The organism is Pseudomonas sp. Tof1, from assembly GCF_055390395.1.
This window is the reverse complement of sequence record NZ_AP024344.1, coordinates 3,373,072-3,395,231: the sequence shown is the minus strand read 5'-3', so window position 1 is coordinate 3,395,231 and position 22,160 is coordinate 3,373,072. Positions and strand designations below refer to the sequence as shown.

Here is a 22,160-nt window from a genome sequence, read left to right as displayed (position 1 = left end):
CAGCAAGGGCAGGCCGAGCACCGGCTGCTCGACATCCGCCACCAGCGCCTCGAGCAGAGTCTGGAAGTGCTGGGCGAAGCGTTCGACAGTGCCGCGGTCGAACAGGTCGCTGGCATATTCGATCACCCCGCTCAGGTTGCCGCCTTCGCTGCCCAGGGTCAGCATCAGGTCGAATTGTGCGGTTTCATGGGCCTGGGCCACGGGGATCACGTTCAGCCCGGGCAGGCTTTGCTCGGCACCGACCGGCGTGTTGTCCAGCGACAGGGCGACCTGGCACAGCGGGTTGTGGCTCAGCGAGCGCGGTGGCTGCAACGCCTCGATCACCTGCTCGAACGGAATGTCCTGATGCTCCTGGGCCGCCAGGAGGGTCTGACGGACCTGTGCCAGCAACTGCCCGACGCTCGGGTTCTGCCCCAGGTCCACGCGCAGGGCCAGGGTATTGACGAAGAAACCGATCAGGTTTTCGGTTTCGGTGCGGCCACGGTTGGCCGTCGGCACACCGATCACCACGTCGCGTTCATTGCCCAGGCGGGCCATCAGCACCGACCAGGCACTGAGCAGCGCCATGAACAGGGTGACGTTGTTGGCCTGGCAGAAGCGTTCCAGGCGCTGGTACAGCGCCGGAGCGATCTGTACCGGCACGTCGCCGCCGCGGTAGCTCTGCACCGCCGGACGTGGCCGATCGGTGGGCAGCGACAGCAGCGCCGGCGCTCCGCCGAGGTGGCCGCGCCAGAACTCGGCCTGTTCGGCCAGGTACTCGCCGGTGAAGGTGCGACGCTGCCAGGCGGCATAGTCGGCATACTGGATCGACAGCTCCGGCAGCGGGTCCGGTTGGCCCTGGCTGAAGGCCCGGTAAAGCTCGGTGAATTCCTTGACCAGTACGCCCACCGACCAGCCATCGGAGATGATGTGGTGCTGGGTGATGAGCAGGATGTGCTCGTCATCGGCCAGGCGCAACAGGCGTCCGCGAATCAGCGGGCCGCGTTGCAGGTCGAAGGGCTCCGTCGCTTCATTGTTGCCGATGCGCGAGGCACTGAGGCTGGCCTGCTCGTAGGACAGCGCGCGCAGGTCCTGTTCGGCCAGGCTGAAACCGCAATCGGCCGGGGCGATGATCTGCACCGGCTGCTCGCCCTGGCGCTGGAAGGTGGTGCGCAGGCTTTCGTGGCGCGCCACCAGGCGGTCGAGCGCGGCTTTCAGCGCGCTGCGGTCGAGATCGCCACGCAACAGCAGCGACATCGGCATATGGTAGGCACTGCTGGCACCGGGATCGAGCTGGTCGAGGAACCACAGGCGCTGCTGGGCGAACGACAGCGCCAGTGGCACGTCGCGCTCGACGACGGTGATGCTGTCGCTGGCGGCCGTTTGCAGGCCACTGACCACGCGCGCCAGCTCCGCCACCGTCGGATGGCTGAACAGCTGGCGCAGCATCATCTCGCCGCCCAGTTGCTGGCGTACGCGGGACACCAGTTGCGCGGCCAGCAGGGAGTGGCCGCCGAGTTCGAAGAAACTGTCGTGGCGACCGACGCGCTCCAGCCCCAGCAGTTCCTGGAAGATCTGCGCCAGGGCCTGTTCGGTGGGACCTTCGGGCGCGGTGTAGCCGCGCTCGGACATGGCGTCCAGATCCGGCGCCGGCAGCGCGTCCTGGTCCAGCTTGCCGTTGCCGGTGAGCGGGTAGGCGGCCACACTGACGAAGGCCGTGGGAATCATGTAGTCGGGCAGGGTGGCGCCCAGTTGCTTGCGCAGCGCTGCCACGTCCAGGCGGTTCGAGGATTGCGGGATCAGGTAGGCGATCAGGCGCTTGCCCTGGGCCGCATCATCGCGGGCCAGCACCCGCGCCTCACGCACGCCGTCGCAGGCCAGCAGTTTGGCCTCGATTTCCCCCAGTTCGATACGGAAGCCGCGAATCTTCACCTGGGCGTCCATCCGGCCCAGGTGAATGATTTCGCCGTTGTCCAGCAGCTTGCCGAGGTCACCGGAGCGGTACAGGCGTTCGCCGGGGCGCATTGGGTCGGCGATGAACCGTTCGGCGGTCAGCGCCTCGCGGTTCAGGTAGCCGCGGCCGACCCCCAGCCCGCCCACGCAGATTTCCCCGGCCACGCCGATCGGCAGCAGCCGTTGCTGGGCGTCGAGGATGTAGGCCACGGTGGTCGGGATCGGCCGCCCGACATTGGAAATGCCGGCGGCGATGTCCGCCGCGCCGATCGCCTTGTAGGTCACGTGCACGCAGGTTTCGGTGATGCCGTACATGTTCACCAGCGCCACCTGGGGGAAGGCACGATGGAAGGCATCGAGCTTGCCCAGTTCCAGGCTTTCACCGCCGAAAATCACATAGCGCAGGCGTTCCAGGCGTACATCGTGGCCGGCCAGTGCGGCCGCGCTCAGTTGCAGGAAGGCCGACGGCGTCTGGTTGAGCACACTCACCTGTTCACGTTCGAGGAACGCCAGCAGTTCCCCGGATCGCGACGCAGGGCCTCGGGCACCAGGGTCAGGCGGCCGCCGAAAAGCAGGGCACCGTACATTTCCCAGACCGAGAAGTCGAAGGCGTTGGAATGGAACAGCGACCAGACATCCTCGGCACTGAAATCGAAGGCCGAGCGATTGTTGTGCAGCAGGCGTACCACGTTGCGGTGTTCGAGCAACGCGCCCTTGGGTTCGCCGGTGGAGCCCGAGGTATAGATCACATAGCACAGATGGTCCGGGGCGTTGAGGTTGGGCAGGTTGGCCAGATCCCGGGGACTGCCCCCGGTGTCCGCGTGGGCGTCACTGGAGAAGACTTCGATCCCGAGCGCCAGCAGCGCCGGGCTGGTTTCCCGGCCGGCGACGGCCTTGCGTGCGCCGCTGTCGCGCAATACGTAGGCGATACGCTCGGCCGGCGAAGCGGGATCGATCGGTACGTAGGCGGCGCCGGCCTTGAGCACCGCCAGCGTGGCAACGATCATGGCCAGCGAGCGTTCGAGGACGATGGCCACCAGTTCCTGCGGCTGGACGCCGGCATCGCGCAGGCTGTGCGCCAGGCGGTTGGCCTGTTCGTTGAGCTGGCGATAGCTCAGGCGTTCCTCGCCCAGGTTGACGGCGATACGGTCCGGCGTCTGGCGGGCCTGCTCCTCGAAGATCTGGTGCAGGGTCAGGGTGTCGGGCCAGGCGGCCTCGGTGTCATTGAAATAGAGAATCTGCCGCTGGCGCTCGACCGCGTCCAGCAGGGCGACATCATCGACCCGCAACTGCGGGGTGTCGACGAGCGCCTGCAACAGGCGCACGTAGTGCCGCATCAGTTGGTGGATGAACTCGGGGTCGAAGAAGTCGGCGTTGTAGGCCAGGTGCCCGCGCCATTGCTGTTCGCCGGCATCGATCAACAGGTGCAGGTCGTTCTTGCCATAACCCAGGTTGGTTTCCAGGGTATTGACCTCGAGCCCGGCCACCAGGGTGCGCTGGTTACTGGCCTGCTGGAAGTTGAACAGCACGTCGAACAGTGCGGTGCGGCTCATGTCCTTGGCCGGATTGAGCGCCAGCACCAGTTGGTCGAACTGCATGTGCCGATGCCGCCGGGCGTCGGAAAGGGTGCCGGCGGTCTGCTCCAGCAGCGCCAGCAGGGTGGTGTCGCTGTCGCAGTGGCTGCGGATCACCACCAGGTTGTCCAGCGGCCCCACCACGTCCTGCAGGGCCGGTTCGCGGCATGCCGCGCTGGTGCCGACGACCAGTTCGTCGTGCCCGGCATAACGCCGCAGCAGGGCGGTGAAGGCACTCAGGGCCAGGCTGTCGGTACCGACGCCGACCTCGCGGGCCAGATCGCCGAGGCGCTTGACCAGCGCCGCCTCGATGACGAACTCATGGGTGGCTTCGGTGAAGACATGGACCGCCGCCCGTGGGCGGTTGAGTGGCAGTTCCAGGGCCTGCAGCTTGCCACGCAGCTGGTAGGACCAGTAGGCACGCAGGTTTTCCAGCACGGCGGCGGGCAACTGGCGTTGCCAGGCGGCGAAGTCGGCGTAGCTCAGGGCCAGCGGCGGCAGCAGGGCCTCGCGCCCGGCGCAGGCGGCTTCATAGAGCGCCAGCAGGTCGCGCTTGAGCAACTGCAGGGAGGTGCGGTCGGCCAGCAGGTGATGCACGGCCAGGGCCAACACGGCGTCGTTCCCGTCGGCGCGCACCAGGCTGGCACGCACCAGGCTGCCGCCGTTCATTTGCAGTGGGCGGCGGGTCTGCGCCAGCGCCAGGGCACTCAGCTCGCCCGGGGCCGCCTGGAACTGTTCCAGCGTCAGGCTGGCCGCTGCGTCGAAGCTCTGCCAGGCGGTGGCACCGTCGGAATGCACCCGGCAACGCAGGATGGCGTGACGGGCCAGCAGCCCGTCGAGGGCCGCTTGCAGGGCCGCGACATTCAACTCGCCGGACAGCTCCAGCAACAGGGCGACGTTGTGGTAGACCGGGTTGGCTTCATACAGGTAACCGGTTTCGAAGGTATCGACGAACCAGACGCGCTCCTGGTGATAGGACAGCGGCGTGCGCTGCGCGACCGGCGCCTGCCGGGTGACTTCGGGCAGGCTCGGGGCCGGGTCCAGTTCCAGGGCGCCGATGCGGGTCTGCGGGGCTTCGGTGAAGCAACGCAGCAGGCGCTCGAAGCGCGCCGCCAGGCGTTCGATGGTGCCGGCGTCGAACAGCGCGGTGGAGTACGACAGGCTGCAGGACAGGCTCGGACCGCCTTCATCGATGTGCAGCGACAGGTCGTGCTGGGTGTTGTCCTTGTGCGACGGCAGGAACTGCAGGTTCAGCCCCGGCAACTGCAACTGCCCGCCGGCACCGCCGGCATTGGTGTAGAGCATGGTCTGGAACACCGGGCTGTAGCTGGCGCTGCGCGGTGGCTTGAGGGCTTCGACGATCTGCTCGAACGGCGTGTCCTGGCGGCTGGCGGACTCCAGCATCAGTTCCCTGACCTGTTGCAGCACCTGATCGAGGGTCGGGTTGGCGTCCAGGCGCACGCGCAGGGCCAGGGTGTTGACGAAGAAGCCGATCAGCGCCTGCACCTCCGGGCGGTCGCGGTTGGCGGTCACGGTGCCGATCACCACGTCCTGCTGGCCACTGATTCGGCCCAGCAGGACCGCCCAGGCGGCCATCAGGGTCATGAACGGAGTTGCGGCGCGGGACTGGGCGAACTTGCCGATGGCCTCGGACAGCGCCACCGGCAGGTCGAAGCCCAGGGTCTCGCCCTTGTAGCTCTGCACGGCCGGGCGCGGCCGGTCGGTGGGCAGGGTCAGCAGGGCCGGGGCACCGGCCAGTTGGCTGCGCCAGTACTCGACATGCCGGTTCAGGCGTTCGCCCTCCAGCTGCTGGCGTTGCCAGGCCGCATAGTCGACATATTGCAGGGTCAGGGCGGGCAGCGGGTCGGGCTGACCGGTACTGAAGGCCTGGTACAGCGCGGCGAATTCCTTGACCAGCACGCCGATGGACCAGCCATCGGAGATAATGTGGTGCTGGGTGATCAGCAGGCGATGTTCATCCTCGGCTAGGCGCAGCAGGCTGCCGCGGATCAGCGGGCCGTGGAGCAGGTCGAAGGGCGCCGCCGCTTCCTGCTCGCTCAGTTGCACGGCCTGTTGTTCGGCCTGGTCCCGGGGCAGGTGGCGCAGGTCGTGCTCCACCAGGTTGAAGCCGCAGTCTGCCGCGGCAATGACCTGCACCGGCTGCTCGCCCTCGCGGCGGAAGGTGGTGCGCAGGCTTTCATGGCGGGCAACCAGGCGATCGAGGGCGGCCTTGAGGGCGTTGCGGTCCAGCGGGCCCTGCAGCACCAGTGCGGCCGGCATGTGATAGGCGGCACTGGCCGTCGGGTCCAGCTGGTCGAGGAACCAGAGGCGTTGCTGGGCGAACGACAAGGCCAGCGGGCCGTTGCGGTCCACCGCAGGCATGGCGTCAGGGACGGTATCGATGACCCGTGTCGCACCGCGTTGCTTGAGCAGACGAAGCAGTGCGGCACGTTTCAACTGGTCGAGACTATCGTTATGTGAATTCAATTTATCAAGCATCCTTGGAGACGATAGCGAGCAGTTCGCTTTCAGACAGCGAAGCCATTTCTTGTTGCAGGTCCAGCAGTTCGTCGGACTCGTACTGAGCCAGTTGCAAGGTGGTGACCAGGTCGGCCAACGCCTGCAGCGACGGGTGTTCGAACAGGCCGCGCAGGGGCACTTCGACGCCGAAGGTCTCGCGGGCCCGCAAGGTCAGTTGCACCGCCAGCAGCGAGTGACCGCCGAGTTCGAAGAAGTCGTCGTGGCGACCGATCCGCTCCAGGCCCAGCAGCTCGGCCCAGATCGCGGCCAGCAGCTCCTCGGTCTCACCGTTGGGCGCTTCGTATTCGCGGTGGGCGAAATCCTCGGCTCCCGGGGCGGGCAGGGCCTGGCGGTCGAGCTTGCCGTTGGGGCTCAACGGCAGCTGTTCGAGCACCACGAAGGCCGACGGCACCATGTAGTCCGGCAACTGCGAGCTGAGGTACGGCCTCAGTGTCTGACTGGCGTTGCCGGCGGACAGGTGCGGTTCGACGCTGAGGTAGGCCACCAGGCGCCGGGCTCCCGGCACGTCCTCGCGGGCGATCACCGCGGCCTCGCGCACACCCGGCAGGGTCAGCATCAGCGCTTCGATCTCCCCCGGTTCGATACGGAAGCCGCGGATCTTCACCTGCTGGTCGTTGCGCCCGAGGAACTCGAGCACCCCGTCGGCCCGCAGGCGCACCAGATCGCCGGTGCGATACATCCGGGCGTCGTCGCCGGCCGCGAACGGGTCGGCGAGGAAGTGCTCGGCGTTCAACTGCGGCCGGTTCAGATAGCCGCGAGCCACCCCGTCGCCGCCAATGTAGAGTTCGCCCGAGACGCCCAGCGGAACCGGCTGGCCCTGTGGGTCGAGCAGGTACAGGCGGGTGTTGGGGATCGGCCGGCCGACAGGCACCGTGCCCTGGTCGTCCGGCGTGCAGCGATGCACCGTGGCCCAGACCGTGGCCTCGGTCGGCCCGTATTCGTTGTACAGGGTGATGGCCGGCTCGAATTCGGCACACTCGCGCACCAGCAACGGTGGGCAGGTTTCGCCGGCGACGATCATCTCCCGCAGGGTGCGGCGGCCCCTGGTGGCCGCCAGGCTGCCCAGCACCAGGCGACCCAGGGACGGGACGCAGAGCAGGGTGGTGACCGCCTGCGCATCGATGAACCGGGCAATGGCCTCGGGGTCGCGGGCCGTGTCGGCATCCGGGATGCACAAGGTGCCGCCGCTGAGCAGGGTGCCGAAGATCCCCGCCACGGAGCTGTCGAAGGCGATCGACGACAGCAGCAGGAAGCGCCGTTCGCTGTCCGAGGCGTACACCGCACAGCGGGCCAGGGTCGAGGCCACCAGGCTGCGGTGCTCGATCGTCACGCCCTTGGGCTTGCCGGTGGAGCCCGAGGTGTAGATCACGTAGGCCAGGTGCGCCGAGGTCAGCTCGGAGGCGGCGAACGTCAGGTTCGCCGCCTCCGCGGGCGGCACCGGTGCCGTGGTGTCCGCCTGTTCGATGGCCAGGCAGCGGGTTTCGCCAACCGGCTCGCCGAGCGCCGCACGTCCGGGCGGATCGGCCAGCAGCAGGCGTGGCAGGGCGTCCCCGACGATGGCGGCCAGGCGTTCGGCCGGGTAGGTCGGGTCCAGTGGTACATAGGCGGCACCGGCCTTGAGGATGCCGAGCAGGCCGATGATCATCGCCGTACCGCGCTCGACGCAGATCGCCACCAGGTCACCCGGCCGCGTACCAGCCTCGACCAGGCGCCGGGCCAGGCGGTTGGCGCGGGCGTTGAGCGTGGCGTAGTCGAGCTGCCCATGGGCATCGACCAGGGCGATGGCGGTCGGCGTCCTGCCCACCTGCTCTTCGAACAGCTGCTGGATGCAGACGTCCTTCGGATAGTCCAGATGATTCTGGTTGAAGGTGTCCAGCAGCAGGGTACGTTCGGCGGGCGGCAGCACATCCAGTTCCGTGAGCGCGATCTTCGGCGTGTACATCAGCGCCTGGGTCAGTTGCTCCAATGCCCGTTGCATCAGTGCGCACAGGCGCTGTGGGTCCACCGGCCGCACGCCTTGCACCTGCAGGCCCAGGGCATCGCCGTAATCGTTGACCGACAGGGTCAGCGGGTAGTTGGTCCGTTCGGCACTGCCAAGCAGGCGCATGCCCGGCCACTGCAACTGGCTGTCGTCGCTCTGGTGCCGGTAGTTGAGCAGGCTGGTGAACAGCGGCAAGGCTGTCGCCACACCGCTGCAACGCTGGGCCAGGGCCAGGGAGGCCTGCTCGTGGATCAGCAGTTCGCCAAGGTCGCGGTGGGTGGCCAGCAGCAGTTCATGAGCACCCTGGCTGGCCAGTTGCACGCGAACCGGCAGGGTGTTGATGAACACCCCCAGGGCCCGTTCGGCACCGACCGAACCTTGCAGGCGGCCGGCGACCACGGTGCCGAACACCACGTCATCGCGTCCGGTGCAGCGCGCCAGGACCTGGGCCCAGGCCACATGGAACAGCACCGCCGGGGTCATCCCGCGCTCACGGGCCTGGGCGCGGATCCGCCGGGTCAGGTCGTCGCCCAGTTGCAGTTCGGCCTCTTCGATGTGGTTGCCATCGCCCTGTACTTCCAGCAGGTCGAACGGTGCGGTCGGTGCATCGACATCCGCCAGGCGACGGCTGAAGTAGGCTTCATGGACCTCGGCCGGGGTGGCCTGGGTCTGGGCGATGAAGTCACGATACGGCTGCGGGGCCGGCAACTGGTCGCCCTGGCCATGGAGGATCGCATGGATTTCCTCCAGGACGATTTCCAGGGTCACGTGGTCGCTGGCCATGTGGTGGTTGAGCAGGGCCAGCAGCCAGCGCTCGGAGTGCGGGTCGCGGGCGATGCAGGCGCGCATCAGCGGCCCCTGGCGCAGGTCCAGGCGCAGCTGCCGCGGGTCGTTGAGGGTACGCAACTGCTCCAGCGGGTCGCGGTCGCTGTCGAGGGTGACGCTGTGCACCGGCAGGTGCGCTTGGCGTTGCACCACCTGCACTGGCTGCGGCAGGCCGTCCCAATGCACCGCCGTGCGCAGGATGTCATGGCGGTCGATGACCGTTTGCAGGGCCGCGATGAATGCATCGAGGCGCTGGCGGTCGTCGAATTCGATCATCGAGCGCACCAGGTAGGCATCGCCCTCGTGGCCCAGCAGGTGGTGGAAGAGAATCCCTTCCTGCAGCGGCGCCAGCGGGTAGATGTCCTGGATATTGGCGGCCCCGCCGGGGACGGCGCTGACGATCCGCTCCAGTTGCGTGGCATTCAGGTTCACCAGCGGCAGCATGTCCGGGGTCAGCTCGGTACAGCCGGCCGGGATACGGTTGGCCGGGGCCTGGAAGCGGATTGCCGGCTCATGGCTGATGGCAAGGGCCATCTCCCGCAGATTGGGAGAAGTGAATACGCTGCGTACGCTGGCATTCATGCCCTGTTGGCGCAAACGCTCGATCAGGCTGACCGCCAGCAGCGAATGACCGCCCAGCTCGAAGAAACCGTCGTGCCGTCCGACCCGCTCCACGCCGAGCAATTGCTGCCAGATCTGCGCGATGGCGTGTTCGACCGGCCCCTGGGGCGCCTCGTAGGTACGGCTGGCGAACGCCTCCTGGCCCGGTTCCGGCAGGGCGCGGCGGTCGAGCTTGCCGTTGGGGGTCAATGGCAACCGGTCCAGCACCACGAAGGCGCTGGGCACCATATGGCCGGGCAGGCGCTGCAGCAGATCGGCACGCAGTTGCTCGGCGGACGCCGGTTCGCCGCACAGGTAGGCGACCAGGCGCTTGTTATCGGGGGCGCTTTGGTGCGCGCGGGCAATCACCGCCGCCTCGCGAACACCCGGCAGCGCGGCGATCGCGGCCTCGATTTCGCCCAGCTCGACGCGCAGGCCACGAATTTTCACCTGGTCATCGTTGCGACCCAGGTATTCCAGCGTGCCATCGGGCAGCCAGCGACCGATATCACCGGTCTTGTACAGCCGGGCCTCGGCCCGATCGGCGAACGGATCGGCGATAAAGCGTTCGGCGCTCAGTTCCGGCCGGTTCAGGTAGCCACGGGCGACGCCGACGCCACCGATATGGATTTCGCCGCGTACGCCCACTGGCAACAACTGGCCGTGGCTGTCCAGCACATGCAGTTGCATATTGCGGATCGGCTTGCCGATGGGCATCGAACGGTCCCGGTAGGTCGCCAGGTCGGTGTCCGCCCGGTGCCAGGCCACCACGTCGCTGCACTCGGTCGGGCCGTAGCTGTTGATCACGGCCGGTCGCGGCTGAGGGAGTTTTTCCAGCATGGCGATCTGAATCGGCTCGCCCCCCAGTACCACCCGCTTCAGACAGGCCAGGGCCTGGTGGATGTCGGCGTCCACCAGCGCATGGAATGCGCTCGGCGACATGTTCAGGTGCGTCACACCGGCTTCGGCGATCTGCGTGACGATGGCCTCGGGGTTGAACGGCTCTTCGGCCAGGTGCAACACCGCACCGACCATCAGTGGCGCGAGAATGTTCTTCTGGGTCAGGTCGAAGTTATAGGAGGAGGCCAGCAGCACCGCGTCCCCGGCGTGGAACTCGAGGTCGTCGAGGTACCAGTCCAGCAGGTTGCGCAGGCCGCGATGCTCGACCATCACGCCTTTGGGCAGGCCGGTGGAGCCCGAGGTGTAGATCACATAGGCCAGGTGGTTGAAGCCCAGCGCCGGCACCTCGGGGTTGTGCTGTGCAGCCTGTTGCAGCGATGGGTCGTCCAGTTCCAGCGTGGCCAGGCCTTCGGGGACCGGCAACTGCAGCCCGTGCTGAATCACCAGGGCTTGTGGCGCGCTGTCGGCCAGCATATGGGCCAGGCGTTGCGCCGGGTATTGCGGATCCAGCGGTACGTAGGCGGCGCCGGCCTTGAGGATGCCCAGCAGGCCGATCACCATCTCCGGGCTGCGGCGGGCGCAGAGGCCAACGGTATGGTCGGGACGTACCCCCAGGGCGATCAGGCGATGGGCGATGCGGTTGGCCCGGGCATTCAGTTCGGCATAACCCAGGGACTGTCCGGCGCAGACCACTGCCACGGCGTTCGGGGTGCGCGCGGCCTGTTCTTCGAAGACCCGGTGGGGCAGGCGTTGCGGCGATTCGTCCAGTGCCGAGAGCGGTGGATTGAACGATGACAGCAACTGCAGGCGCTGTTGTGCGTCGAGCAGCGGCAGGGTTGCCAGCGGTTGCGTGACATCGCCGAGCAGGGCGTCGAGCAGGTGCAGCAGGTGGCGGCTCCAGCGTTCGATGGTGCTGGCATCGAACAGATCGGTGGCGTACTCGAACTGACCACGGATGGTTGCGCCGTCGTCATTGAGCGACAGGCTCAGGTCGAACTGGGTAGTGCCGCTGGCCTGGGGCAGTGGCGTCAGTTCCAGGCCGGGCAGCGACAGCGCCTGGTCCTGCGGGGTGTTACCCAGCACCAGCATGGCCTGGAACAGCGGGCTGTGGCCGAGGCTGCGCTCCGGCTGCAGGGCTTCGACCACCTGTTCGAACGGCAGGTCCTGATGGTCGTAGGCCTCCAGGGTGATGGCCTTGACCCGCGCCAGCAATTGCTCGACGCGTTCGTGGGCCTGGACATCGACCCGCAGGGCCAGGGTGTTGACGAAGAAGCCGATCAGCGCCTCGGTTTCCTGGCGCGGCCGGTTGGCCACCGGAGTACCGACCACCACTTCGGCCTGGTTGCTCAGGCGCGAGAGCAGGATCGACCAGGCGGCCAGCAGGGTCATGAACGGCGTCAGGCCCTGTTGCTGGCTGAACTGGCGCAGCCGGTTGCTGAGGGTGGCCGGCAGTTCCAGGGGCAGGGTGGCGCCCCGGTAGCTCTGTACCTGGGGCCGCGGACGATCGGCCGGCAGTTCCAGCAGGCCTGGCGCACCGCTCAGGTGCTCGCGCCAGAAACGGGTCTGGGCCTGCAGGCGTTCGCCTTGCAGGTACTGTTGCTGCCAGGCGGCGTAGTCGGCGTATTGCAGGGTCAGCGCCGGCAGCGGATCGTCCAGGCCCTGGCTGAAGGCGCTGTAGAGGCGATTGAACTCGCCGATCAGCACGGCCACGGACCAGCCATCGGAGACGATATGGTGCTGGGTGACCAGCAGCACATGTTCGTCCTCGGCCAGTTGCAGCAGGCGTCCGCGAATCAGCGGGCCCTGGCCCAGGTCGAACGGTGCGCCGGCTTCCTCACGGCCCAGTCGCTCGACGGCCTGTTGCCGGGCCTGCTCGTCCAGGTCCCGCAGGTCATGCTCGAGCAGACTGAAGCCGATGTCCTCTGGGGCGAAGCGCTGGCGGACGTGATCGCCCTGGCGTTCGAAGGTGGTGCGCAGGCTTTCGTGCCGCGCGACGATACGGTCCAGGGCCCGTTGCAGGGCCTGGCGGTCGAGCTGGCCGCGCAGGCGCAGGGCCGCGGGCATGTGATAGGCGATGCTGGCGGCGTGGTCGAGCTGGTCGAGGAACCACAGGCGTTGCTGGGCCAGGGACAGTGGCAGGTCCTGGTCGCGGGCCACGGCTTCGATGGTCTGCACGGAGGAACGGCCGGCCTGGTCCACGCACTGGGCGAGGGCTTGCAGGGAGCCGATGCCGAACAGGGTGCGCAGGTCGATCTCGGCCCCCAGTTCCTGGTGCAGGCGGGCCTGCAGTTGCACGGTGAGCAGCGAATGGCCGCCCAGTTCGAGGAAGCCGTCGTGACGACCGACCTGGTCGAGACCGAGCAGGGTTTTCCAGATTTCGGCGATGGCCACTTCGGTCTCGCCGACAGGGGCCTCGTAGGCCTTGCTGGCCAGGGATTCGACGCCCGGGGCGGGCAGGGCACGGCGGTCGAGCTTGCCGTTGGCGGTCAGCGGCAGCTTGTCCAGGTGCACGAAGGCGCTGGGGACCATGTACTCGGGCAGGTGCTTGAGCAGTTCGTTGCGCAGTTGTTCGGCAGGCGCCGGTTCGCCGCAGACATAGGCCACCAGGCGCTGTTCCTCACGGGCGATGACCACCGCTTCGGTGACACCCGAGATCGCCAGCAACGCGTTCTCGATTTCCCCCAGTTCGATGCGGAAACCGCGGATCTTCACCTGGAAGTCGTTGCGGCCCAGGTATTCCAGGGTGCCGTCGGCCAGCCAGCGACCCAGGTCGCCGGTCTTGTACAGGCGGGCCCCGGGCACCTTGCTGAAGCGGTCGGCGATAAAGCGTTCGGCACTCAGCGCGTCGCGGTTGAGGTAGCCACGGGCCACACCGACGCCGCCGATATGGATTTCCCCGGCCACGCCCAGCGGCGCGGGCTCGCCCCGGGCATCGAGGACATGCACCTGGACGTTGGCGAACGGCCGGCCGATGCTCGGTTTCTCTCCGAGGTCGCGGATCAGGTCGAGGGTCGCGTCCACCGTGCACTCGGTCGGGCCGTACATGTTGTAGAAGCGGATACTCTGGCAGTTGCGCAGCTTCTCCCAGGTACTGGCGTTGATTGCCTCGCCACCCAGCAGCACGCTGACCGGCTGGTAGCTGCGACGCTCCAGCAGGCCGGCGGCGAGCAGGGTGTCGAGCTGCGACGGGGTCGAGTCGAAGGCGTGCACCTGGTGCTGTTCGAGGAAGTCCAGCAGCTCGTTGCCGCTGGCGCGGATCAGTTGCGGGATGATCACCAGCTTGTGTCCGGAGAACAGCTGCGAGATGCCCTTGATCGACATGTCGAAGAAGAAGCCGGCATTGAGCGCCACGGTGGCGGGTGTCGGGCAGTGCTGGTGGGTGGTGCGGGTCAGCACGTGCCAGAAGTTGAACACCGAGCGGTGCTCGACCATCACGCCCTTGGATTGGCCGGTGGAGCCGGAGGTGTAGATGACATAGGCCAGGTGCTGCGGGGTCAGGCCGGCAACCACCGGGTTGGCGTCGAAGGCCTCATCCTGTACGGCCTGCAGCGATTCGGCGGTGTCCAGCAGCAACACCGGCAGGTCGCCGGCCGGCAGCGATAGCGCGGCCTGGGTCAACAATGCCCGTGGCTGGCTGTCCTGGAGCATGAAGGCCATGCGCTCGGCCGGGTGGGCCGGGTCGATGGGGACATAGGCGGCCCCGGCCTTGAGCACGCCGAGCAGGCCGACGATCATGTCGAGGCTGCGTTCGGCGCAGATGGCCACGCGTTCGTCCGGTTGCACACCGAGTGCCAGCAGTTGCCGGGCCAGATGGTTGGCGCGGCGGTTGAGCTGGCGATAGCTCAACTGGCGGTCTTCGCAGAGCAGGGCCACGGCATCCGGGTTGGCACGGACCTGGGCCTCGAACAGGGCATGGATCGGCTGGGCCGGTCCGAAGTCGGTGGCGGTGTCGTTGAAGTCGTTGAGCAACTGTTGCCGTTCGGCTTCGGGCACGACCTTCAGGTCGGCGGCCGGGCGCGCGGGGTCCTGCTCAAGGGCAGCGACCAGTTCGCTCACGGCGTGGACGAGGTAGTCGGCGATACGCCGTGGGTCGATACTGTCGATGGCCTGGGTGGTCAGGGAGAAACCGCCCCCTTCATCGGCCACGGCCACTTCGATCGGGTAGTTGGTACGCGCTTCGTTGCTCAGGAAACGCACGCCATCCCAGGCCAGCACGTGCTCCTGGTTGGCCAGGGAGCCGCCGTCGGTGGAATGGCGATAGTTGAACAGCGTGGTGAACAACGGCAGGCCCGCCGCGACGCCGCTGCAACGCTGGGCCAGGGCCAGGGAGGCCTGCTCGTGGGCCAGCATTTCGCTGAGGTCGCGATAGGTCTCGTCCACCAGTGAGCCGACCCCGGAGCGGGCCAGTTGCACGCGCACCGGCAGGGTATTGATGAACACCCCAAGGGCGCGGTCCGCCCCCGCCGAGCCTTGCAGACGGCCGGCGACCACGGTGCCGAACACCACGTCATCACGGTCGGTGCAGCGCCCGAGCACCTGGGCCCAGGCGATATGGAACAGCACGGCCGGAGTGACCCCGGCGGCCTGGGCACGGGCCCGGATCCGCAGACTCAGGGCCGGGTCCAGATGCTGGCTGGTCTCGCTGACCCGGGCACCGTCGCCCTGGACATCGAGGATGCCGAACGGTGCGGTGGGCTCGTCGACATCGGCCAGGCGACGTCTGAAGTAGCCCTCGTGCACTTCGGCCGGGGTGGCGAGGACCTGTGCGACAAACTCCCGGTAAGGCTGCGGAGCCGGCAGTTCGGCGCCCTGGCCCTGCATCAGGGCACGGATTTCCTCGAGCACGATGCCCAGGGACACGTGGTCGCTGATCATGTGGTGGTCGAGCAGGGCCAGCAGCCAGCGCTCGGCGTGTGGATCACGGGCGATGCAGGCGCGCATCAGCGGCGCCTGTTGCAGATCCAGGCGCAGCCGTCGTGGGTCGCTCAGTTGCTCCAGCTGGCTGCGCGGGTCCTGGTCCGGGCTCAGGGTGAGTGTTTCCAGCGGCAGTCGCACCTGGCGATGGACCACCTGCACGGCCTGCGGCAGGCCGACCCAGTGCACCGAGCTGCGCAGGATGTCGTGGCGGTCGATGACCGTCTGCAGGGCTTCGACAAAGGCATCGAGGCGCTGGCGGTCGTCGAACTCGATCAGCGAACGCACCAGGTAGGCGTCGCCTTCGTGGCCCAGCAGGTGATGGAAGAGGATACCTTGCTGCAGTGGCGCCAGCGGGTAGATGTCCTGGATATTGGCGGCCCCGCCGGGGACGGCGCTGACGATCCGCTCCAGTTGCGTGGCATTCAGGTTCACCAGCGGCAGCATGTCCGGGGTCAGTTCGGTACAGCCGGCCGGAATGCGGTTGGCCGGTGCCTGGAACAGGGCCTGGCTGTCGCGCCCGATGGCCTGGGCCATCTCCCACACGCTGGGCGCGGTGAACACGGTGCGGACACTGGCATGCAGGCCGCGCTGGCGCAGCCGGTCGATCAGGCTGACGGCCAGCAGCGAGTGGCCGCCGAGTTCGAAGAAGCGGTCATGACGACCGACCTGCTCGATACCCAGCAGGTCCTGCCAGACCCCGGCGACGATCTGCTCGACCTCGCCGCGCGGGGCTTCATAGGCGCGGCTGGCAAAGGCTTCCTGGCCCGGAGCGGGCAGGGCGCGGCGGTCCAGTTTGCCGTTGGGGGTCAGTGGCATGGCCTCCAGGTGTACGTAGGCGCTCGGCACCATATAGTCCGGCAAGGCCTCCAGCAGGGCCGCGCGCAGTTGCTCGACGGGCACGGCGTCGCCACACAGGTAGGCCACCAGGCGCTTGCTTTCGGATTGGCCGGGTTGGCTTTCCCGGGCCACGACCACGGCTTCGCTGACGCCTTCGCAGGCGGCCAGCACGGCCTCGATTTCCCCCAGTTCGACCCGGAAGCCGCGGATCTTCACCTGGTCGTCGTTGCGGCCCAGGTATTCGAGGGTGCCGTCGGCGCGCCAGCGGGCCAGGTCGCCGGTCTTGTACAGCCGGGCGTCCGAGGCGGTGCTGAACGGATCGGTGATGAAGCGTTCGGCGCTCAGTTCGGCCCGGTTGAGGTAGCCGCGGGCCACGCCGACGCCACCGATATGCAACTCACCGGCCACGCCCAGGGGCGCGAGGTTACCGGCGGCATCCAGCACATGCAGCTGGGTATTGCGCACCGGCGTGCCGATGGAGCGGAAGTCTTCGTTGTCGCGTTCCATCAGGCGGATCGAGGCGTTGACCGTGGCTTCGGTCGGACCGTAGGCGTTGAACAGCGCCGGACGATGGGTTTCCCGCTCGAACCACTGGGCCACCGCCTGTTTGCCCACGGCTTCGCCGCCGATCATGAACTGGCGCAGGGAGGTCGGCAGGGGGACATGGGCATCGCGGGCGACCTGTTGCCAGAACACGGTGGGCAGGTTGGCGACGGTGATCGCGTACTGCTCGCACAGCGCGGCGAAGGCGGCGGTGCCGGCGATCCAGGCATCCGAGCGCAGCACCAGGGTGGCGCCGGAGAGCAGGGCACCGAAGATCTCCTCGACGGACATGTCGAAGGTCATGGTGGCGAATTGCAGGACGCGGTCCTTTGGATTGAGGCCGTAGCGTTCCTGCAGGGCGCCGATCTGGTTGCACACGGAACGGTGCTCGAGCATCACGCCTTTCGGCTTGCCGGTGGAGCCGGAGGTGTACATCACGTAGCACAGGTGCCGCGAGGTCAGATGGGCGACTTGGGGATTGGCGTCGTTACCGGGGCTGTCGGTCAGCGACAGGTTGGGAATCGACAGTGGCGGCAGTTGCCGGGCCAGATCGCCCTGGCTCAGCAGCACCCGTGGCGCGCTGTCGTCGAGCATGTGTTGCAGGCGGTCCTGCGGATAGTTCGGGTCGAGCGGCACATAGGCGCCACCGGCCTTGAGGATGGCGAGGATGCCGACGATCATTTCCGGGCTGCGCTCCACCAGCAGGGCCACCCGCTCATCCGGCTGCAGGCCCGCGGCGATCAGGCGATGGGCGATGCGGTTGGCCCGGGTGTTGAGTTCGGCATAGCTCAGGGCGATGCCTTCGGCCTGCACCGCGATGGCCTCGGGGCGTGCCTGCACCTGCTGTTCGAAGAGGTCCTGCAAGCGCAGGCCTTCGGCGAACGGGACGTAGGTCCGGTTGAAACCGGTGAGCAGTTCGCGACGCTGCTGGTGATCGAGCAGCGGCAGGGTTGCCAGCGGCTGCGTGATATCGCCGAGCAGGGCGTCGAGCAGGCGCAGCAGGTGGCGGCTCCAGCGTTCGATGGTGCTGGCGTCGAACAGATCGGTGGCGTACTCGAACTGGCCACGGATGGTTGCGCCGTCGTCATTGAGCGACAGGCTCAGGTCGAACTGGGTGGTGCCGCTGGCCTGGGGCAGTGGCGTCAGTTCCAGGCCGGGCAGCGACAGCGCCTGGTCCTGCGGAGTGTTACCCAGCACCAGCATGGCCTGGAACAGCGGGCTGTGGCCGAGGCTGCGCTCCGGCTGCAGGGCTTCGACCACCTGTTCGAACGGCAGGTCCTGATGGTCGTAGGCCTCCAGGGTGATGGCCTTGACCCGCGCCAGCAACTGCTCGACGCGTTCGTGGGCCTGGACATCGACCCGCAGGGCCAGGGTGTTGACGAAGAAGCCGATCAGCGCCTCGGTTTCCTGGCGCGGCCGGTTGGCCACCGGAGTACCGACCACCACTTCGGCCTGGTTGCTCAGGCGCGAGAGCAGGATCGACCAGGCGGCCAGCAGGGTCATGAACGGCGTCAGGCCCTGTTGCTGGCTGAACTGGCGCAGCCGGTTGCTGAGGGTGGCCGGCAGTTCCAGGGGCAGGGTGGCGCCCCGGTAGCTCTGTACCTGGGGCCGCGGACGATCGGCCGGCAGTTCCAGCAGGCCTGGCGCACCGCTCAGGTGCTCGCGCCAGAAACGGGTCTGGGCCTGCAGGCGTTCGCCTTGCAGGTACTGTTGCTGCCAGGCGGCGTAGTCGGCGTATTGCAGGGTCAGCGCCGGCAGCGGATCGTCCAGGCCATGGCTGAAGGCGCTGTAGAGGCGGTTGAACTCGCCGATCAGCACGGCCACGGACCAGCCATCGGAGACGATATGGTGCTGGGTGACCAGCAGCACATGTTCGTCCTCGGCCAGTTGCAGCAGGCGTCCGCGAATCAGCGGGCCCTGGCTCAGGTCGAACGGTGCGCCGGCTTCCTCACGGCCCAGTCGCTCGACGGCCTGTTGCCGGGCCTGCTCGTCCAGGTCCCGCAGGTCATGCTCGAGCAGACTGAAGCCGATGTCCTCTGGGGCGAAGCGCTGGCGGACGTGATCGCCCTGGCGTTCGAAGGTGGTGCGCAGGCTTTCGTGCCGCGCGACGATACGGTCCAGGGCCCGGTGCAGGGCCTGGCGGTCGAGCTGGCCGCGCAGGCGCAGGGCCGCGGGCATGTGATAGGCGATGCTGGCGGCGTGGTCGAGCTGGTCGAGGAACCACAGGCGTTGCTGGGCCAGGGACAGCGGCAGGTCCTGGTCGCGGGCCACGGCTTCGATGCTCTGCACCGAGGAACGGCCGGCCTGGTCCACGCACTGGGCGAGGGCTTGCAGGGAGCCGATGCCGAACAGGGTGCGCAGGTCGATCTCGGCCCCCAGTTCCTGGTGCAGGCGGGCCTGCAGTTGCACGGTGAGCAGCGAATGGCCGCCCAGTTCGAGGAAGCCGTCGTGACGACCGACCTGGTCGAGACCGAGCAGGGTTTTCCAGATTTCGGCGATGGCCACTTCGGTCTCGCCGACAGGGGCCTCGTAGGCCTTGCTGGCCAGGGATTCGACGCCCGGGGCGGGCAGGGCACGGCGGTCGAGCTTGCCGTTGGCGGTCAGTGGCAGCTTGTCCAGGTGCACGAAGGCGCTGGGCACCATGTATTCGGGCAGGTGCTTGAGCAGTTCGTTGCGCAGTTGTTCGGCGGGTGCCGGTTCGCCGCAGACATAGGCCACCAGGCGCTTGCTTTCCGCCTGGCCGGGCTCGTCTTCACGGGCGATCACCACCACCTCGCGAACCCCGGCGCACAGGGCCAGGGCAGCCTCGACTTCGCCGATCTCGATGCGCAGGCCGCGGATCTTCACCTGGAAGTCGTTGCGCCCCAGGTACTCCAGGGCACCGTTGGCCAGCCAGCGGCCCAGGTCGCCGGTCTTGTACAGGCGCGCCTGGGGATCGCTGGAGAACGGGTCGGCGACGAAGCGCTCGGCCGTCAGTTGAGGCTGGTTCAGATAGCCCCGGGCAACGCCGATACCGCCGATGTGCAACTCACCGGCCACGCCCAGCGGTTGTACCTGGCCCAGGGCATCGAGCACGTGCATCTGGATATTGGCAATGGGGCGACCGATCGGCACGCTTTCGCCCGGATCGCCGGGACGGCACTGCCAGGCGGTGACGTCGATGGCCGCTTCGGTCGGGCCATAGAGGTTGTGCAGCTCGACACCGGCCAGTTGTTGTTCGAAGCGTCGTTGCAGGCCACGGGGCAGGGCTTCGCCGCTGCACAGCACCCGGCGCAGGTCGGGGAAGTCGCGACTGGCACGATGTTCCAGGAACAGATCGAGCATCGATGGCACGAAGTGCAGCAGGGTGATACCGGCCTCGCGGATCACCCGGGCCAGGTAGTCCGGTTCCTGATGGCCACCCGGACGGGCCATGACCAGTTCGGCACCGGCGAGCAACGGCAGGAAGAACTCCCAGACCGACACGTCGAAACCGAACGGGGTCTTCTGCAGCACCCGGTCGGTAGCGTCGACGGCGTATTCATCACGGGCCCAGAGCAGGCGGTTGACCACGCCCAGGTGTTCGTTCATCACCCCCTTCGGTGTCCCGGTGGAACCCGAGGTGTAGAGCACGTAGGCCAGGTGCCCGGGCAGCAGGCCGAGGACCCGGGGATCCGGGTTGAAGGTCGGCTGTGCCGCCAGTTGTGCGCTGTCGTCGGGGTCGTCGAGCAGCAGCACCGGCACGTTCAGGGCCGGCAGCCCGTCCCGTAGCGCCTGGACGGTGAGGACCGCACGTGGCGCGCTGTCGTCGAGCATGTAGGCCTGGCGGGCACTCGGCAGGTCCGGGTCGACCGGCACATAGGCACCGCCGGCCTTGAGAATGCCCAGCAGGGCGATGACCATCTCCGGGCCGCGGCGCAGGCTGACGGCAACCCGGGCATCGGGTTCCACCCCCAGTTCTATCAGCCGGTGGGCGAGCTGGTTGGCCTGGCGGTTGAGTTGTTCGTAGCTGAGCAGCGGCCCGCTGTCGCCGCGTACGGCACAGGCGTTCGGCCGCTGGGCGACCTGCTGTTCGACCAACTGGTGGATCAGCACGTCGCGCGGATAGACGCGGGCGGTATCGTTGAATCCGACCTGCAGCTGCCGGCGTTCCTCCTCGCCCATCAGCGGGAAGTGCGCCACGGGGGTGTCATGCTGTTCCAGCACCGCTTCGAGCATGGCGAACATGCGCTGTTGCAGGCGCTGGGCCTCTTCGAGGCTGTAGTAGGCGGTGTTGAAGTTGAAGTCCAGGTGCACGTCTTCGAACGGATGGTAGTCGCGCACGAAAATCGCCATCGGCGTCTGCTCGTAGCCGTTGTCCATGGTGATCACCCGCGACGAGGTGCCACCAAACTGATCGTCGCCGTCGAGGCTTTCGAACGACAGCGAAACGTCGAACAGCTGCCGACGCCCGGTCTGGGCCAGGCGCAGGGTGCGGTTGAGCTCGGCGATGGGGAAACGCTGGTGGCGGTAGCAGCGACGCAGTTGCGCACCGGCGGCGTTCATCAGGTCCAGCAGCGAACCTTGCGGGTCGACCGCCAGGCGAATCGGGCTGACCGAGGAGAACATGCCGGCGGTGGCTTTCTGGCGGGCGGTGGTGCGGTTGTGCACCGGCATGCCGATGACGATTTCATCGACTCCCACGGTGCGGCAGAAATAGGTGCCGACCACGCTGATCAGCACATGGGCCACCGACAGGCTGCGTTCGCTGGCGAACTGCGTCAGGGCGTTGTACAGCGACCGCGGCAGCATCGCCTGGACCTGGGCGCTGGGCGCCAGTTCGTTGGCCTTGCCGGCCTTGAAGTCGGCGCGGCGCTGCAACAGCGGCGGTGGCAGTTGCGCGTAGACTTCCTGCCAGAACTGACGGTCGCGCTCGTAGCGCGAGGACTGCAGGTAGGCACGGTCTTCCTCGAGAAACGACAGGTAGGAGTGGCCCTCGGCGACTTCCTCGTTGCCGGCCAGCAGGCTGTTGTAGGCGGCGCCCACCGCATGCCCGATCAGCGCCACGCCGATGCCGTCGGTGACCAGGTGATGGTAGCGGTTGAGCCAGTAATGGCGCTTTGGTCCGCAACGCACCATGCGCGCCTCCCAGAGCTGGCCGGTCAAGGACTCGAACGGTTTGCGAAAGGCTTCGCGCAGATACTCCATGGCCAGGCCGGCGTCGTCGTCGGCCTCGGAAAACTCCACCACTTCGAGCTTGACCTTGACCTCGGGCAAGACCCGCTGGCGACCGGTGCCGCCTTCATGGCTGAAACTCAGGCGCAGCGTGTCGTTGCGGTTGGCGACCATTTCGATCGCTTTCTCGAACAGCGGGATGTCGATCTCGCCGCGGATCTCCAGGGACATGCCGATGTTGTAGTAGGGCAGATCAGGGTGGGCGATCTGATCGAGCCAGATACCCTGCTGGACCGAAGCCAGTTCGTGGGACACGCTGGTTTGCGCGGACAGCTTTTCGGTCGACGAATCCATTTCGGAGCACCTGTTTGCAGAAA

At 67.5% G+C, this 22,160-nt stretch carries 1 protein-coding gene and 1 pseudogene; both read right to left on the bottom strand.

The genetic code is table 11. The annotated features are described in order from the left end of the window. Positions 1-42 precede the first annotated feature (42 nt). A pseudogene (locus tag ACZ5KU_RS15135) lies at positions 43-5,832 on the bottom strand (condensation domain-containing protein); the annotation flags it as partial. A gap of 165 nt (positions 5,833-5,997) precedes the next feature. Then, on the bottom strand, positions 5,998-22,137 hold the full coding sequence (locus ACZ5KU_RS15130; protein ID WP_464737381.1) for a non-ribosomal peptide synthetase: 16,140 nt from the start codon (positions 22,135-22,137) through the stop codon (positions 5,998-6,000). Positions 22,138-22,160: the final 23 nt, after the last annotated feature.

Coding starts and splice junctions, on each gene's coding strand:
- ACZ5KU_RS15130 (WP_464737381.1), bottom strand. CDS start 22,137: ATGGATTCGTCGACCGAAAAGCTGTCCGCGCAAACCAGCGTGTCCCAC.